Annotated in this window: 14 protein-coding genes; 13 read left to right on the top strand and 1 reads right to left on the bottom strand. The window is 28.6% G+C overall.

Translation table 11 applies throughout. From position 1 onward, the window contains the following. Nucleotides 1-5: 5 nt before the first annotated feature. The gene (locus CLSA_RS13685; protein ID WP_022746950.1) at nt 6-1,706 is read right to left on the bottom strand and encodes an ABC transporter ATP-binding protein; all 1,701 of its coding nucleotides are present in this window, start codon (nt 1,704-1,706) and stop codon (nt 6-8) included. 577 nt (nt 1,707-2,283) lie between these two features. Between CLSA_RS13685 and CLSA_RS22140 the strand changes: the two genes are divergently transcribed. From CLSA_RS22140 to CLSA_RS13630, 13 genes are all read left to right on the top strand, one after another. Beyond that, nucleotides 2,284-2,787: a hypothetical protein gene (locus CLSA_RS22140; protein ID WP_052334808.1), complete on the top strand. Its 504-nt coding sequence runs from the start codon at nt 2,284-2,286 to the stop codon at nt 2,785-2,787. Nucleotides 2,788-2,842: 55 nt separating this feature from the next. Continuing rightward, a complete protein-coding gene (locus CLSA_RS13680) occupies nt 2,843-4,105 on the top strand; it encodes a methyl-accepting chemotaxis protein (protein WP_052334807.1) in 1,263 nt (420 codons plus the stop codon). A gap of 615 nt (nt 4,106-4,720) precedes the next feature. After that, nucleotides 4,721-6,016: a homoserine dehydrogenase gene (locus CLSA_RS13675; RefSeq protein ID WP_022746949.1), complete on the top strand. Its 1,296-nt coding sequence runs from the start codon at nt 4,721-4,723 to the stop codon at nt 6,014-6,016. A gap of 252 nt (nt 6,017-6,268) precedes the next feature. Further along, nucleotides 6,269-7,609: an FIST signal transduction protein gene (locus CLSA_RS13670; protein WP_022746948.1), complete on the top strand. Its 1,341-nt coding sequence runs from the start codon at nt 6,269-6,271 to the stop codon at nt 7,607-7,609. A gap of 223 nt (nt 7,610-7,832) precedes the next feature. Then, nucleotides 7,833-9,260: a sensor histidine kinase gene (locus CLSA_RS22570; protein WP_022746947.1), complete on the top strand. Its 1,428-nt coding sequence runs from the start codon at nt 7,833-7,835 to the stop codon at nt 9,258-9,260. Between the two features lie 113 nt (nt 9,261-9,373). Further along, nucleotides 9,374-9,931, top strand: coding sequence for a glycerol-3-phosphate responsive antiterminator (locus tag CLSA_RS13660; RefSeq protein WP_022746946.1), 558 nt, complete (start codon nt 9,374-9,376; stop codon nt 9,929-9,931). 218 nt (nt 9,932-10,149) lie between these two features. After that, nucleotides 10,150-11,649: a glycerol kinase GlpK gene (glpK, locus tag CLSA_RS13655; protein WP_022746945.1), complete on the top strand. Its 1,500-nt coding sequence runs from the start codon at nt 10,150-10,152 to the stop codon at nt 11,647-11,649. A gap of 184 nt (nt 11,650-11,833) precedes the next feature. Further along, nucleotides 11,834-13,261: an NAD(P)/FAD-dependent oxidoreductase gene (locus CLSA_RS13650; RefSeq protein WP_022746944.1), complete on the top strand. Its 1,428-nt coding sequence runs from the start codon at nt 11,834-11,836 to the stop codon at nt 13,259-13,261. A gap of 56 nt (nt 13,262-13,317) precedes the next feature. Continuing rightward, on the top strand, nt 13,318-14,571 hold the full coding sequence (locus CLSA_RS13645; RefSeq protein ID WP_041716621.1) for an NAD(P)/FAD-dependent oxidoreductase: 1,254 nt from the start codon (nt 13,318-13,320) through the stop codon (nt 14,569-14,571). A gap of 3 nt (nt 14,572-14,574) precedes the next feature. Next, entirely contained in the window at nt 14,575-14,928 is a 354-nt protein-coding gene (locus CLSA_RS13640) for a DUF1667 domain-containing protein (RefSeq protein WP_022746942.1), read from the top strand. A gap of 183 nt (nt 14,929-15,111) precedes the next feature. Beyond that, nucleotides 15,112-16,440, top strand: coding sequence for a phosphoglycerate transporter protein PgtP (gene pgtP / locus CLSA_RS13635; RefSeq protein ID WP_022746941.1), 1,329 nt, complete (start codon nt 15,112-15,114; stop codon nt 16,438-16,440). 423 nt (nt 16,441-16,863) lie between these two features. Continuing rightward, entirely contained in the window at nt 16,864-16,998 is a 135-nt protein-coding gene (locus CLSA_RS24350; RefSeq protein ID WP_022746940.1) for a hypothetical protein, read from the top strand. Nucleotides 16,999-17,216: 218 nt separating this feature from the next. Continuing rightward, the gene (locus CLSA_RS13630) at nt 17,217-17,372 is read left to right on the top strand and encodes a zinc-ribbon domain-containing protein (protein WP_002580662.1); all 156 of its coding nucleotides are present in this window, start codon (nt 17,217-17,219) and stop codon (nt 17,370-17,372) included. Nucleotides 17,373-17,638: the final 266 nt, after the last annotated feature.

Below are 17,638 nucleotides of genomic sequence, written 5' to 3'. Positions count from 1 at the left end.
GTATACTACGGGTATGAAGTATATAGCGAAATATTATTATTTTCTAACTTATATATTTTATCACAAATTGAAAGTGCTGATGGTCTATGAGTTATTATTATGCAAATAGGCTTAGGTATTAAATTCTTAATTTCATTTAATACATTTAATTCGGTTTTATAATCTAATGATGAAGTTGCTTCATCTAAAATTAGGATTGGCTTTTTTCTTAAGAAAGCTCTTGCAATAGTTAGTCGTTGAGCCTGTCCTTCAGATAACCCGATTCCTTTTTCTCCTATAAGGGTATTTAATTTATTTGGTAATGAATTAACGAAATCTAATGCAGAAGACATTTTTAATGCCTCAATTATCTCATTTTCGTTTGCATCAGGATTACCAAATTTTAAATTGTCTAAAATACTTCCTGAAAATAAAGTGTTACCTTGGGGAACATATGAAATTAGTTTTCTATGATTTGTGTTGAGGTTTTGACCATCAATATAAATATTACCACTGTTTGGATGTATTAAGCATAATAAAAGCCTTATCAATGTTGTTTTACCTTCTCCAGAAGGACCAATAAGACCAATTGTTTCGCCACAATTAATAGAAAACGAAATATTTTTTAAAATAGGTACAGTTGGGATATATCCGAACTCTACATTTTCAAAATAGATCTCATTATTTATAGTAGTGGCAATTTCATCATATCTATGTTCAATAGAAACTATTGAATCTTCTATGTTAGAAGGAAAGTTTTCTAAAGCCATATTTTCTATTTCTATTAACCGATCTGTAGCAGATAATGCAGATATAAGCTGAGGAAAAGAACTAGATAAACCATAAATGGGAATTTGTATATTTGAGAATAACTGAAACATAGCAGTTAAATCACCAAAGGCTGATACCCCAACAATTGAAAGGTTAATTGTTCCCCATATAAAGACTACAAAATATCCTAATAAAGAACTTAAAGCTAAAAAACCATTAGACATAGAAGAAAAATAACTTTTCTTTATTGAAAGATTTAATTTTTCAATTTGAATTTTTTTTAAATATCTATATCTATTGTTTTCTAAACAAAAACTTTTTACTATAAGAATGTTGTTGAAACTTTCTTGTAAGAATCTGTTATATAAAGTCTCTTTTTTTTGAATTTCAATATAGAAGTAGTGTAGTTTTCTACCATATACTTTGCTTAACAATATTAATAATGGAAATATACTAATAGAAACTAATGACATTGTTAATGAGATTGATAATAGTGCAAAAAACGATGAAATCAACATTACTATTAATGAAATTATACCTGGTAGAGTACTTGTAATCATACTGGTTATGGTATTAACATCATTGTTTATGCGAGTTAGTAGCTCTACACTATGGTATTTATTATGCTCTGACCACGTACTATGAATTATGTGATTATATAGTTTGCATTGCATGTTATTACGTATATTTTCACATACATAAGTTGAAGCGATTGTATTTATGGAACTTAAAGCTATATTCGATAATAGTAATAAGCCAAGGATAATTATCCATCTTATAATTTTATCAGAAGCATTTTGAGTTGCAGCATCAATCAAGGATTTAGAGACTAAAGATTTAATTACATTAATAATGGAAAGTATGGATCCAATCAATACTATGAAAGAAATCCATCGGAATGATGATTTGCATTTATCATATATCCACCAAATATTTTTTGAGATTGTTTTCATCATACTTGCTGCTATGGAATAACAACTTGTCCCTCCTTTTGGAAATATATTTTTAATGTGATGTGAGTAAAATTTTTATTGCAGATGAAAGATTAATGTACTTGATAATTTTAACATATTTAGAAAAAACATTAAATATACCTCGATAAATTTTTCGATTTTATCAAAAGTATGTTTTATATTTTTAATAATAAAATTTATATTTAATTAATATGAAACATAATTAGTTAATATTATCTTAATAAGGCACATGAAAGAAAATACCAAGTATAAAATATCATGATTATTTTTCGGCAGCTTTTTTGACTGATGAAAAATAAGATTTGAAGATGAGTTTGTTATTTTTGAAAATGTCGCTAAAGTAAATATGAAAAAAATATTAACCTTTAGTTAACATAATTTAACGTTAAATCAATAAGAAGTTAATAAATTAAAGCTATGCTTAAGATGAATAAATTAGTAGTTTATATTAAGTTTAGAGAGTGAGGAATAAAGTGTAATAATTAAGTTAAGAAAGACTACTAAAATATAATACAAAGTAATTAAAGTAATTTAATTATTAGATGCAATGGAGGATTTAATGTTAAAAAGTATATTTGAAAATATAAATAATTATGGATTAAACATTAAACAAAAACAGATTAATAATAAGGTTAGTAATTTATTAACTAAAAAATACAAGGAAGTTAATAATTATTTAAAAGTGAGATATAAAGATCATCCTATAGAAAAAAAAATAAAAAGAGGATTTTCTATAATTATAGGAATAAGCATGATTTTTATGTTGGCTTTATTATTAAATTTAGGAATTGTGTCTAATAAAATCAATAGATTATATAATGGTCCATATAGTACTGTAGATACAGCATGGAGTATGAAAACAGGATTAGCTATGATTGATAGATACATGTATAGAGCTATGTTGGAAGATGATAAGAGTAGAATAAAAAAATACATAGAGGCTTCAAACAATGAAGAAGAGTTACTCAAACAAAATGTTCAGAAACTTAGAAGTAATTTCGTTGGAGACATGACATTAATTGATGATTTTGAAAATAATTTAGATATAGCACTTAATTCATAGAAAGTTAATATGTGATTCACTTAATAAAGGAGATAAATATGCCGCAAGAATTATAATGGATAGTGGCTATAAAGCTAAAGTAGAACATTGTGAAAAATCTATATCAGATATATGCAATGATTCCGAATTAAGTTCTAAGAACTTTGTAAAAGATTCTAATATAAGCGCAATTGCAGGATTTATAATTGCATTGCTCGTTATAATTATAATTTCAATAATTTCAATTGTAATTACTAAGATCATTGTAGGAGTATTACTTGAAGGAATTAATCATGTTACTAAAATATCCAATAATTTATCTAGTGGGGAACTTAAGTATGATAATCTTTATGAATCAGAAGATGAAATGGGAAAAATGACCCGAAATTTAAATTCAACTATTGATGGATTAAGTAATTATATTAACGATATTTCAAGTATTTTAAAAGAATTATCTCATGGAAATCTGAAAATAAAGACTACTATTGATTATAAGGGGGAATTTTTACAGATAAAATATTCTCTTGAAAATATAATTAGTTCCTTAAACAAATCTTTTGGAAGTATAAATCAAGCAACTAAAGCTGTGGCTAGTAGAGCAAAGGATATAGCACTAACTAGTAAATCTCTAGCAGAAGGATCAACAAATCAGTCTAATGCAATAGAGGAGGTAGTAAAAAGTATTGGAGATATATCGAGTAAAGTAAGAAATAATACAGAAAATGCAGCAAAAGCTAATGAATTTTCTATAGTTACTAAAACTATGATTGTAAATGCAAATGAAAAAATGAAGGATTTAATTAACTCAATGGGTGATATAAAAGATTCATCAAGAAAAATTTCAGATATTATAGTTACAATAGAAAATATAGCATCTCAAACAAATCTTCTCGCTTTAAATGCAGCAATTGAAGCCTCAAGAGCTGGTGACGCTGGCAGGGGATTTGCAGTAGTGGCAGAAGAAGTGAGGAAGTTAGCAAAACAGTCAGAGGATGCAGTTAAGGATACTACAAACATCATAAAAAATTATATAAAAGAAGTTGCCAGGGGGAATGATCTAACAGAAGATGTTAATAATGAACTAAATAAAGTAGTTCTTAATATTTACAATATGTCTGATTTAGTTAATGAAATATCAACAGCTTCTGAAATACAATCATTAGATATAATTGAGATTAACTCTAGAATAGATCAAATTTCAGATGTGGTTCAAATAAATTCAGCTATATCAGAAGAAACATCAATATCAACAGGCGAATTAGTTATGCAAACTAAGATACTAGAAGAAGAGGTTATTAAGTTTGATTTACGAGAGCAGGTGAATTTCAAATTTCTATAATGATAAATATATTAGAAAAATCATTTGTTTAAATATGTAAGAATATATAAAAGTTCAATTATAAATATGTACAAGACTTCTATAAAAATACGATTTGTTGGTTTAATTTTTTATAAATATGAGAATTATAGTAATAGAGTTTAATTAACAATTATGTTAAATGAATTATAGTTAGTATAATATATTAGATAGAAACTGAGTCCTGTTTATTAAATTTTAATAAATAGATTTTATATACTATTTGCATAATTTAATTAATATAATATTTCTATAAAAATTCATATTATAATATTATATTTACAAATTAACTTGGTTTAGATTGCTGTATCAAACTGAGCTTTATAATAAAGGAAGTTGATGTAAATGATTATAAAAATAATTTTTATATATTGTTTTTTAGTACTTATTATTGTAGGATTCTTTAAAGGAGCACATAAGAAATGGTGAACTATCTCAATGTAAATAAATTATACTTAAAAAGCAATAAGGTGTAACTCTGGAACAAAAATGCTTAGGTTAAATATAAATAAAAAAAGATAGCCAAAATGTAGTATTACAATTATAATTATAGATATAATATTAGTTATAGTATTTAGAACTTAAGGGGGGCATAAAATGAAAAAAATAAAAATAGCACTACTAGGATTGGGGAATGTTGGTCGTGGTGTTTGGATGATTTTAAATTCTAATAAAGAAGAGATAATGAAAAGATGTGGATATGAAGTAGAAATAGCGAAAATTCTTGTAAGAGACAAAAACAAACCAAGAGGAATAGACGTTCCAGATGATTTAGTTACTACAGATTTTAATGAAATATTGGAAGATGGTAGTATTAAGATTGTTGTAGAAGTTATGGGGGGAATGGAACCAGCTAGAGATTATATGCTTAAATGTATGGACAAGAAAAAACATATAGTGACTGCAAATAAAATGCTGTTAGCTACTGGTGGAGATGAACTTTTTGAAAAAGCTGATGAAAAAGGAATTATGTTCCAATATGAAGCTAGTGTAGCAGGGGGAATTCCAATAATAAAAGGAATAAACGAAAGCTTAACAGCCAATAAGATAGAAACACTATATGGTATTGTGAATGGTACTACAAATTATATTTTAAGTAAAATGGAACTGGAAGGTGCTAATTTTGGTGATGTCTTAAAAGAAGCTCAAGAAAAAGGCTATGCAGAAGCAGATCCAACATCAGATATTGAAGCTTATGATGCTCAATACAAATTAGCTATACTTGCATCCTTGGCATTTGGAACTAAAATTGATGTATCAAATGTATATAGAGAAGGTATTACTAAAATTGAAGCTATAGATATGAAATATGCAAGTCAATTTAAAATGGGAATTAAACTACTTGCAATAGCTAAAGAAGTTGATGGAAAAGTAGAGTTAAGAGTTCATCCTACAATGATTCCTAAAAAGCATCCATTATCAAATGTATATGATTCATACAATGCAGTATTTATAAGAGGTAATGCAGTAGGAGATTTAATGTTCTATGGAAGAGGAGCTGGAGATTTACCAACAGGTAGTGCTGTAGTAAGTGACATTGTATCTATTGTAAGAAGTAATGTTAACACTGAAAATGATAATCCTGTTGTAAAGAATAATCTATGGAATAGAGAGATTTTGGATATGGAATCTGTCAAAAGTAAATATTATATTAGAGCAACAGTATTAGATGAATCAGGAGTTCTTGGTGAAATAACAGCCATTCTTGGAAAGCATAACGTCAGCATACGTTCTGTAATTCAAAAAGGTGATGAAGAAGATGGCCAGGTTACAATTGTATTGGTAACACATAAAACTAAAGAATCAGAAATTAACATTGCAATTGAAGAAATTATGAATTTGAAATCTGTATATAAGATAGATAATATTATAAGAATAGAAGATTTTAAATAAAATACATAATTTTAATATTGTGGAAAACTATAACAATATCTATTTATAGTAGAAAAATAGAACACCACCGTTAACGTGGTGTTCTGTTTTTTCATATATTCCATAAAAATTCAAAATAAGTATATAAAGAGTTTTTATGAAAATTAAGGTAAATTATAGTAAAAATATGTTATAATGATTTTGTAATTAAACATTATTTAAAGTTGAATATTAGATATCAGAGGATAAATCGATGAGAAGGAGTGAGGAGTTTTGGCTGGTCGAATAAAAGAAATAATCGATGAAATTATTAGAATAAGATCAAAGGGAAATCCTGCTATTGCAGAAATGACTATAGCCAAATTAATATTAAAAGGATTTAATCCAAATAAATTTGATAAGAACTCTATTGATGATGAAGTGATTATTGAAAAACTCTATAATATAGCTAAACAATTGAATGTAAATAGCTTAGAAAAGAATGAAATAAATATAAAATCTGCAGTTTCAACTAAGCAATTAGAAAAAGAAATTGTAGATGATATTAAGCGGCAGTTGAATATTTCAAAAATAAAATTAGTTATATTTTTTGCTTCTCCTAATTTTAACCAAGCTAAAATTAGTAAACTTATGCAAGAAGAATTTAATGATTGTGTAGTTGTAGGATGCTCAACAGCTGGTGAAATAGAGAGTGGGGAACTACTAGAAAATTCAGTTGTTGCAATGGGGATTAATTCTAATATTATTTCAGACGTAAAAGTTGAAGTAATTGAAAATATGAAACAAGCTTTAAATTTAGAAGCAGCCTTTGCATCTTTTGAGAAGTATTATAATGAAAGTTTGTATAATATGGACTCAAGAAAATATGTTGGAATGACTTTAATTGATGGTATAAGCATGAAAGAAGAAAAAATAATGGACTCAATAGGAAATAGGACAAATGTTTTTTTTGTTGGAGGTTCTGCTGGTGATAATTATAAATTTGCAAGAACATATGTTTGTGCAAATGGAAAAGCATATACGGATGCGAGTGTTTTGTTACTATTAAAAATAAATTGTGATGCTGACTTCGACATTATTAAGACTCAAAGCTTTAAAGCTTTAAATAGCACTCTTATTGCAAATAAGGTTAATGAAGAATGTAGAGAAGTAGTTGAATTTAATCATAAACCAGCGAGTTTGGCATATAAGGAATCCATTGGATTATGTAAATCTGAAGATATAGAAAATTATTTTGTAACTAATCCTTTAGGGCTAGTCGTTGGAGAAAATGATATATTTGTAAGAAGCCCGCAAAGAGTAAATAATACAAATATGTTGTTTTATTGCAATATACTTAAAGGAATGGAAGTAAGATTACTGAAACCTACCAATATTATTGAAGATACTGAGAAAATTCTAATAAATAAAATAAATGAGTTTGGAAACATTGATGGTATTATAAATTTTCAATGTCTTGAACGAACAAGAGAAATTAAGAAAAAGAAGCTTCAAGATCAATATTGCAAAATATTTGATAACATTACTAATATAGGGTTTTCAGCTTATGGTGAACAATATATAGGACATTTAAATCAAACTTCTGTCATGTTGGTTTTTAGAACAAAAAAATAGATAAATAATATGCATATAGTTTATGTAATACTATATTTTCAAAGTTACTTTAGTCATATGAAAACAAATAATAAGCCCAATTTGGTGTGAATCGCTTACTCAGTGAGTGAATGCGAGCCAATTTTCCTCAGATGAAAAATAGGTTGGCAAATGGATTTGTTATTTTTTGAATGTGCCTTATCAAGATAATTAATTAAAATATTTTGAAATGGAGCTATATCTAATGGAAGTAGAATATAAAAATATAAAATCCTATGATGATATTAATAAAATTAATGAACAATTGTTAAAAGAAAATGAATATTTAAAAAATAAAGTGGCTGAGCAAAAAAAGCAACTTGAGGAAATAACCCAGGAATTAAAAGAATTTAATGTTATGCTTGAGGACGAAATTAATGAACGTACAAAAACAGAAGATGCTTTAAAAGAAAGTGAAAGACAATTTAGATATTCTATAGAAGAAGCGCCAGTACCAATGATGTTATATACTGAAGATGGTGAAATAAAAAAAATAAATAGAACTTGGACTGATATTACAGGATATACAATAAGTGATATTCCAACAATTTATAAGTGGGCAGAGGCGGCAGGGATATTAATAAATGACTTAAAGGGGAATTATACAAGTAGGCTATTTAATTTAGAGAAAAGACAAGATGATGGAGAATATTCCATAAAAATAAAGAGTGGAAGCATAAGAATTTGGAATTTCTTTTCTGCATATATTGGAAATATGCAAGATGGACATAAATTATTAATTAAAGTAGCAATAGATATAACTGAAAGAAAACAGATGGAAGAACTTCGAAGAAATGTTCTTGAAGAAAGAAGAAAGCTATATGAAATTAAGGAATATGATAGGATTAAAACAGAGTTCTTTTCTAACATATCTCATGAATTAAGAACTCCTATTAATGTTATTTTTTCAGCCTTGCAGGTACATGACATTAATTTAAAGCGTTGTTCATTTGAAAATAAATCTATAGATAAGTATAAATATACAAAGATAATGAAGCAAAATTGTTATCGCCTTTTAAGACTTGTAAATAATATAATTGATATAACAAAAATAGATTCAGGTTATTTTGATATGAATGAATATAATATTGATATAATAAATCTTATAGAAAATATAACCTTATCAGTATCAGACTATATTGAAAATAAAGGATTGTCACTAATATTTGATACAAGCGTAGAAGAAAAAATTATTGCTTGCGATCCAGAAAAAATAGAAAGAATTATATTGAACATATTATCAAATGCAGTGAAGTTTACTCCTAAAGGGGGAAAAATTATGGTCAATATAGAGGATTGTAATGAAAATATTTGTATTAGGATAAAAGATACAGGTAGAGGTATCCCTAAAGATAAATTAAATTCTATTTTTGAACGTTTCGTACAAGTTGATAAATCTCTTACAAGGGACCATGAAGGTAGTGGGATAGGGCTTTCTCTTGTAAAGTGTTTAGTTGAACTGCACAATGGAACAATAGATGTAAATAGCAAGGAGGGAATTGGTTCCGAATTCATAATATATATTCCTTGCAGAATGGCAGATGAAGTTAATGATGAAATTAGATGTTGTGATCCGACAATAGATGATTTTGTTGAAAAAATCAATTTAGAATTTTCAGATATATATGAATAATCTATAGATTTTATGTAAAAATTCTATGATTAATTATTGTAATAAAATATTGACTATGTAGAATAAATATGTAATACTAAATGAGAGAAAATGATTACATAAAAAGGAGTCATATGGATATTAAGGAATTATTAGAAGAAAATCCGGTGATAGCAGCAGTTAAAAATGAACAACAATTGCAATTAGCAATGAATTCTACAGCAGAAATTATATTTGTATTATTTGGTGATTTAATAAACATTAAAAAATTAGGAGATGTAATAGCATCCACAGGTAAAATTGGAATAATTCATATTGATTTAGTTGAAGGACTTACCAATAAAGAAGTTGTCGTAAAATATTTAAAAGAAGAAACACAGTTTAAAGGAATTATAAGCACCAAGTCTCAAATGGTTAAAATTGCTAAAAGTTATGGCTTAATAGCAATTCAAAGAATATTTGTATTCGATACTCTTTCATTAAATAATGTAAAGAAACATATGGGAGCAGAATGTGATGCGTTAGAAGTATTACCTGGAATAATGCCAAAGGTAATAGGTATTCTTTCAGAATATTCATCTAAACCAGTTGTTGCTGGGGGATTAATTGAAACTAAAGAAGAGGTTATGCAAGCGTTAAGTTCAGGTGCAACTTGTGTATCAACAACTAAAAAAGAAATTTGGGACATGTAGGCGATAGAGTATGTAGAGTATAGCCACATAAAACAATACATATATAAGAAAAGATGAAAATATCTTTACTTATATATTCTAAATTTAATTGAATACTTATATGATTATACGTAAGATAAGTATTTGTTAAAGTTTAGATTGTTTTATGTGGCTATAACTTTTAGACACATTAGGCACATGAAAATAAATTAAGAATAAAAAGGGTGGGTGGCAAAGCTATGAATAAATATGTAATAGCATTAGATCAAGGAACAACAAGTTCAAGAGCGATAATTTTTGACAAGGATCAAAACATAATGGAGGTAAGCCAAAAGGAATTTAATCAGATTTATCCAAAACAAGGTTGGGTAGAACATAATCCATTAGAAATATGGGCAAGCCAATATGGAGTTTTACAAGAAGTTATGGCTAAAGCTAATATTAGTCAAGATGAAGTAGCAGCCATAGGAATAACCAACCAAAGGGAAACAACAATAGTTTGGGATAAAAATACAGGCGAGCCAGTTTACAATGCAATAGTATGGCAATGTAGAAGAACTGCAGCTATAGTAGAGGAACTTAAGAAAGATAGAGAGTTTGGAGATTATGTTAAAGAAAATACAGGGTTATTGTTAGATGCATATTTTTCAGGAACTAAGATAAAGTGGATTTTAGATAATGTTGAAGGGGCTAGAGAAAGAGCAGAAAAAGGTGAATTGCTATTTGGTACAGTAGATACTTGGTTGGTTTGGAAACTTACAAAAGGCAAAGTTCATGTAACCGACTACACTAATGCTTCTAGAACAATGCTTTATAATATAAAAGAATTAAGATGGGACGATAAAATATTAGAAAAACTTAATATACCAAAATCAATGCTGCCAGAAGTTAAAAATTCATCAGAAGTTTATGGATATACAAATCTTGGTGGAACAGGAGGAATTAGAGTTCCGATTGCTGGTATGGCAGGAGATCAACAATGTGCATTGTTTGGACAAACTTGTTTTGAAGCAGGAAGTGTAAAGAATACTTATGGAACAGGATGTTTCCTGCTTATGAATACAGGAGAAAAGATGATTCAAAGTAAAAATGGCTTAGTAACTACTATTGCAGTAGGTATAGATAACAAAGTGCAATATGCATTAGAAGGATCAGTATTTGTTGGTGGGGCTGTAATTCAATGGATTAGAGACGAACTTAAATTGGTTAATGATGCAGCGGATACAGAATATTTTGCTAAGAAGGTAGAAGATAACGGAGGAGTATATGTTGTACCTGCATTTACAGGACTTGGAGCACCATATTGGGACATGTATGCAAGAGGTGCTATATTTGGATTAACAAGAGGTGCAAATAGAAATCATATAATAAGAGCCGCATTAGAATGTATTGCATATCAATCTAAAGATCTTATAGATGCAATGCAAGAAGATTCAGGATGTAAACTTACAAGTCTTAAAGTAGATGGAGGAGCTAGTAGAAATAATTTATTGATGCAATTCCAAGCAGATATTACAGGCGCAGAAGTTGTAAGACCTATAATAACAGAAACAACAGCACTTGGAGCAGCGTATTTAGCTGGACTTGCAGTAGGATTCTGGGAATCTAAAGAGGAAATTGCTAAGAAATGGGCTGTAAGTGAGGCTTATGTTCCAAGTTTAGATGAAGATAAAAAACAAAATTTATACAAAGGTTGGAAAAAGGCCGTTGAAAGAGTTAAAGGTTGGGAAGAGGAATAATAAGAGTATAAAATATTAAAAATAAGAAAATTAATGGTAGACAGGAATACCTTTACATGATATAATTAACACATAAAAAGAAAATAAGTGCTGAGAGAATATAGAGTCAAGCACAAAAACTTTGGTGATTTAGTACACCTTGTTTTTGGCTTGGCTTTTTTGCATAAATTAAGGAGGATATAATATGTATGATATAGCAATAATTGGAGCAGGAGTTATTGGAACTTCAATATTTAGAGAATTAACTAAGTATAATTTAAAAGTAGTAGTTCTAGAAAAAGAAAAAGATGTATCCATGGGAACAAGTAAAGCAAATTCAGCAATAGTACATGCTGGATATGACCCTAAAGAAGGAACATTGATGGCAAAATTCAATGTAAAAGGAAATGAAATGTTTGAAGATCTATGCAAAGAACTAAGTGTACCATTTAAAAGAAATGGATCACTTATCATAGCATTTAATGATGAAGATATGAATACAGTACATGACCTTTATGAAAATGGAACTAAAATCGGAGTAAAGGGATTAAAGATTTTAACAAGAGAAGAAGTGTTAGAAAAAGAACCAAATTTAAGCGATGAAATAGCAGGAGCATTATATGCACCAACAGGCGGAATAGTAGGACCATTTGAATATACAATTGCATTAGCTGAGAATGGTGTTGCTAATGGTGGAGAGATTAAACTTGAAAAAGAAGTTGTTTCAATAGAAAAGAATGATTTATTTAAGATTACAACTAAAGATGGTGAAGTTATAGAATCTAGATTTGTTATAAATGCAGCTGGGCTTTATGCAGATAAAATTCATAACTTAATTTGCAAGGAAAGTTTTAAGATAATTCCAAGAAGTGGTGAATATTTTGTAATGGATAAGAGCCAAGGAAACTTATTTACACATACAATATTTCAATGTCCATCTAAGCTTGGTAAGGGTGTTTTGGTAACACCAACTGTTCATGGAAACTTATTAGTTGGTCCAGATGCGAGAGATATTGAAGATAAAGAAGATTTAGGAACTGTAGGAGAAGGATTAAATTTTGTTAGAGAAGCTTCAATGCGTACAACAAAAAAAGTTAATTTCAGAGAAGGAATTAGAAATTTTGCAGGGCTTAGAGCAAATCCTGATAAGGGAGATTTTATAGTAGAAGAAAATGAGAACGTAAAGGGATTTATAGATGTTGCTGGAATGAAATCACCAGGATTATCATCAGCACCAGCAATTGCTCTTGAAGTCATTAATATATTAGGTAAAGCAGAATGTAAATTAGAAAAGAAAACAAACTTTAATGGAAAAAGAGATCAAGTTCATTTTATGGAATTATCAGCAAAAGAAAAGGCTGAATTAATAAGAAAAAATCCACAGTATGGAAGAATAGTATGTAGATGCGAAAGTATAACAGAGGGCGAAATTGTTGATGCAATCCATAAAAGCTTTGGAGTATTATCTTTAGATGGTATTAAGAGAAGATGTAGACCTGGAATGGGAAGATGTCAAGGTGGTTTCTGTGGCCCAAGAGTTCAAGAAATAATAGCAAGAGAATACAATATACCTCTTGAAGATGTAGTTCAAGAAAAATCCGGTTCATATATTTTATTAGGAAAGACAAAGTAGTAGAGAAGGGAGGAAACTAGTGAAGAATCAAGAGATTTGCTAGTGAATTTAATATGATGAGTTATGAATTAATAGTTGTAGGTGGGGGTCCAGCAGGTCTTGCAGCTGCGTATGAAGCATATAGTAATGGAATAAAGAAAATTTTGATTTTAGAAAGAGATAAAGAATTAGGTGGAATATTAAATCAATGTATTCACAATGGTTTTGGTCTACATACTTTTAAGGAAGAGCTTACAGGACCTGAGTACGCAGGAAGATTCATTGATATGATTGAAGATACTAATGTAGAAGTTAAGCTAGATACAATGGTACTAGATATAGAGAAAGATAAAACAGTTCATGCTATTAATGGTGAAGAGGGTTATATGGAACTTAAAACTAAGGCCATAATTTTAGCAATGGGTTGTAGAGAAAGAACTAGAGGAGCTATTAATATTCCAGGTGATAGACCAGCAGGAGTATTTAGTGCAGGTGCAGCTCAAAGATATATTAATGTAGAAGGATATATGCCAGGAAAGGAAGTTCTTATTTTAGGATCAGGAGATATTGGACTTATAATGGCAAGAAGAATGACACTTGAAGGAGCTAAAGTTAAAGCTGTAGTTGAATTGTGTCCATATTCAAACGGATTAAACAGAAATATTGTTCAATGTTTAAATGATTATGATATACCATTATATTTATCACACACAGTAGTTGATATTGTAGGTAAGGAAAGAGTTGAAAAAGTAATAATCGCAGAGGTTGATGAAAAGAAGCAGCCAATTAAGGGAACTGAAAAAGAATTTGATGTTGATACATTACTATTATCAGTAGGTTTAATTCCAGAAAATGAATTGTCTTATAATGCTGGGCTTGAACCTGATAGAAGAACTAATGGACTAAGAGTTACAGAAAGCATGGAAACATCAGTTGATGGTATATTTGCCTGTGGTAATGTAGTCCATGTACATGATTTAGTTGATTTTGTAACACAAGAATCTAAACATGCAGGAGCTTCAGCAGCTAAATATATTAAAGGTGAGCTTAATAAAGATAACTGTGTAAACATAATTAATGGACAAAATATTAATTATACAGTTCCACAAAGACTTAATGTTAACGCAGTAGATGATAAATTAACTATATTTATGAGAGTAAATAATATTTATCATAATAAAGCATTAGTTGTAAGAAGTGAAGATGAAGTTATAGCTAAATTTAAAAGAGCACATTTAGCACCATCAGAAATGGAAAAAGTGGTCTTAAGCAAAGTGTTATTAGATAAAGTTAAAGGTGATATAACAATATCATTAGAGGATGGTGAATAGAAAATGGAAAAAGAATTAATTTGTATATGTTGTCCTAAGGGATGTCATTTAAAAGTAGATGCAGAAGTAAATAAAGTTACAGGGAATACTTGTCCAAGAGGCGCTGAATATGGGATAAATGAAGTTACTAATCCTGTTAGAGTAATAACTACAACAGCTAAGGTGGTTAATGGATATTTACCAGTAGTACCTGTAAAGACTGATAAGCCAATTCCAAAGGGATTGAATTTTAAGTGTATGGATGAAATTAATAAGGCTACAATTGAAGCCCCTGTTAAAATTGGTGATATTTTAATAGAAAATGTACTTGGAACTGGTGTTAATATTGTTGCAACTAGAAATATAAAAGCAATTTAATTTTATATTCTAGAGGTATTAGCTTTGCTAATACCTCTATGTTTTATTATTTGAAATATAGTACAAATATATTTTGTTAGAATGATTAATATTTACTAAACATAAGGAATATTAATTAATTTAAAATCATATAAAAGTAAAATAGGGGGTTATGTAAGAGAATTTATAGGGAGGGATTATTTTATGTTAAATTTTTTAAAACCAGCACCTTATGTTGAAAGGATACCTGAAGAAAGAATACCGTCAATCTACAAAAGATATCGTTTACAGATGTTCTTGAGTGCCTACATTGGGTATATGTTTTATTACTTTGTAAGAAGTAATTTTGCGTTAGCCAAGGTGTATTTTTTTCAACAAGGATTTACTAAGAGTGAAATTGGGTTAGTTGCATCAGCATTAGGTATGGCATATGGTGTAAGTAAATTTGTTATGGGTAATCTATCGGATAGATCTAATCCGCGATATTTTTTAGCAATTGGACTTATATTATCAGGCGTAGTGAATTTATTTATACCTAATGCTCCTAATTTAGGTATAATGTTTGTTTTAATGTTGTTAAATGGTTGGTTCCAAGGAATGGGATGGCCTCCATGTGGAAGAATTATGACACATTGGTTTTCAGATAATGAACGTGGTGTTAAAATGTCTATATGGAATACAGCGCATAATGTTGGTGGTGGATTTATAGCAACTATTGTTTTAGTCGGAGTATCAATATTTGGATCATGGAAAGGAAATTTTTATTTTCCAGGAATATTGGCAATTTGTGCAGGAATAATATATATGATTTTTGCTAGAGATACTCCTCAATCAGTTGGATTACCACCAATTGAAGAATATAGAAATGATTATCCAGAATCACAGAGTACAGTTGAAGATGCTGAATTAGAGCTTACTGCAAAGGAAATTTTGTTTAAATACGTACTTAATAATAAACTTTTATGGTGCGTAGCAGTTGCAAATATTTTTGTTTATTTTGTTAGATATGGAGTTGCAAACTGGGCACCAACATATTTACAAGAAGTAAGGCACTTTTCAACAACAGATTCATCTATAGCATATGCATTATTTGAATACGCTGCAATACCAGGAACTATAATAGTTGGCTGGATTAGTGATCATATCTTTAATGGAAGGCGTGCACCGATAGGAATAATATGTATGGTTGGTGTTGGAATTGCAACATTCATTTATTGGAAGAGTACAAATCCATTGGCTATAGATTGTGCTTTAGCATCTGTAGGAGCATTAATATATGGACCAGTTATGTTGATAGGGGTTAGTGCTTTAGATTTTGTACCCAAAAAAGCAGGAGGAACAGCAGCAGGCTTTACTGGCTTATTTGGATATCTTGGTGGAGAAGTAGCGGCAGAAGCATTAATGGGAGTAGTAGTAGACAAATTTAGTTGGAATGGTGGATTTACTATGCTAATTATTTCATCAATTCTAGCAATAGTATTCTTATCATTTACATGGAATTCTCATAATATCAAAGAGAAAGCCCAAAATTAAGAAAAATATTCAAAAAAATATTGAAAAAACTGACAATATGTGATATTATGATAACATAATAAATAAGAAAGAGATAATGAGGTCTCGAAAGTTTAAGCCAAGACCTCGTTATCTCTTTTTCGTTTTAAAAGCTATAAATTTAAACAAGCCCCCAAAAGGGATTATTTCTAAAATGTAATCATTGCTTTGCCATTGCTTATGATTTACATTGTATAATACAACTTCCACATTTTTAACGTTGTATTATTTAGAAATACAACCTTTTAATAATATATGAACCTCTGTATTTTAACAGCTTAAATACAGAGGATTTTTTATTTTGAAGATATGATTTTTGTATTAATTTTCGTTTAATAAGTTAAATTTTTAGTATAAATTGTTTCATATTCAACAGAAAAGTCTAGAGATGTAGCTTTTACACAAATGGGCGATAATGTTCAAATGAGTTTTATTAAAGTTGAATCAAGCACATATATTATAGTAAATTCCTTTGTTAATACAGCTTTAGTAAGAATACAAAAACAACAAGATAAGCAAGAAAGTAGTGAAAGTAAATAATGATTTATATCTATATGTAAAAGTATTAAATGATAATATTTACATGTTAGAGAAAATAACAAAATTAAATTTAAAGAAGTAGTTGTAATTAATATGAATACGTGTTATACTTAAGGAGTTCCGAAAGGAATAAAAATAGATAAAAGATTTAATTATATTAAAATTTCTCCTTATGAGAAAATTAGTTAACTAAGTCTTTGAATTTGGAGGAATTAGTAATGGAAGATAAGACTATCGTATGTAAAGATTGTGGAAAAGAATTTATATTCACAGTTGGAGAACAAGAATTCTACAAAGAAAAAGGATTTGAAAATGAACCAGTAAGATGTCCTGATTGTAGAAGAGCTAGAAAGCAACAAAACAACAGAAGATAGTATCTGTTTGTGATTTAAGCTATAAGAGTTTACTCTTATAGCTTTTTTATATGCTTTAGAATTTAACAAAAATCATCTGCTATGCTGGTAATTGTGGTAATTGGTTAATTTATGTTCTTTATAGTATAAAAATTCGTAATTAAATAAAAAATTAAACCTATTAAATAAAAACAACTATGTTGTTATTATTTAATAGGTTTAATTTTCGTGTACAATTTTGTGGTTTTATAGAATTGAATACATATAAATGCAAAATATGTACAGCA

It is taken from the genome of Clostridium saccharobutylicum DSM 13864 (assembly GCF_000473995.1).
In the GTDB taxonomy this organism is placed as follows: Bacteria; Bacillota; Clostridia; order Clostridiales; family Clostridiaceae; genus Clostridium; species Clostridium saccharobutylicum.
This window is presented reverse-complemented; position numbering and strand designations above follow the sequence as displayed.

Coding starts and splice junctions, on each gene's coding strand:
- CLSA_RS13685 (WP_022746950.1), bottom strand. CDS start 1,706: ATGATGAAAACAATCTCAAAAAATATTTGGTGGATATATGATAAATGC.
- CLSA_RS22140 (WP_052334808.1), top strand. CDS start 2,284: ATGTTAAAAAGTATATTTGAAAATATAAATAATTATGGATTAAACATT.
- CLSA_RS13680 (WP_052334807.1), top strand. CDS start 2,843: ATGGATAGTGGCTATAAAGCTAAAGTAGAACATTGTGAAAAATCTATA.
- CLSA_RS13675 (WP_022746949.1), top strand. CDS start 4,721: ATGAAAAAAATAAAAATAGCACTACTAGGATTGGGGAATGTTGGTCGT.
- CLSA_RS22570 (WP_022746947.1), top strand. CDS start 7,833: ATGGAAGTAGAATATAAAAATATAAAATCCTATGATGATATTAATAAA.
- CLSA_RS13660 (WP_022746946.1), top strand. CDS start 9,374: ATGGATATTAAGGAATTATTAGAAGAAAATCCGGTGATAGCAGCAGTT.
- glpK (WP_022746945.1), top strand. CDS start 10,150: ATGAATAAATATGTAATAGCATTAGATCAAGGAACAACAAGTTCAAGA.
- CLSA_RS13650 (WP_022746944.1), top strand. CDS start 11,834: ATGTATGATATAGCAATAATTGGAGCAGGAGTTATTGGAACTTCAATA.
- CLSA_RS13645 (WP_041716621.1), top strand. CDS start 13,318: ATGAGTTATGAATTAATAGTTGTAGGTGGGGGTCCAGCAGGTCTTGCA.
- CLSA_RS13640 (WP_022746942.1), top strand. CDS start 14,575: ATGGAAAAAGAATTAATTTGTATATGTTGTCCTAAGGGATGTCATTTA.
- pgtP (WP_022746941.1), top strand. CDS start 15,112: ATGTTAAATTTTTTAAAACCAGCACCTTATGTTGAAAGGATACCTGAA.
- CLSA_RS24350 (WP_022746940.1), top strand. CDS start 16,864: ATGGGCGATAATGTTCAAATGAGTTTTATTAAAGTTGAATCAAGCACA.
- CLSA_RS13630 (WP_002580662.1), top strand. CDS start 17,217: ATGGAAGATAAGACTATCGTATGTAAAGATTGTGGAAAAGAATTTATA.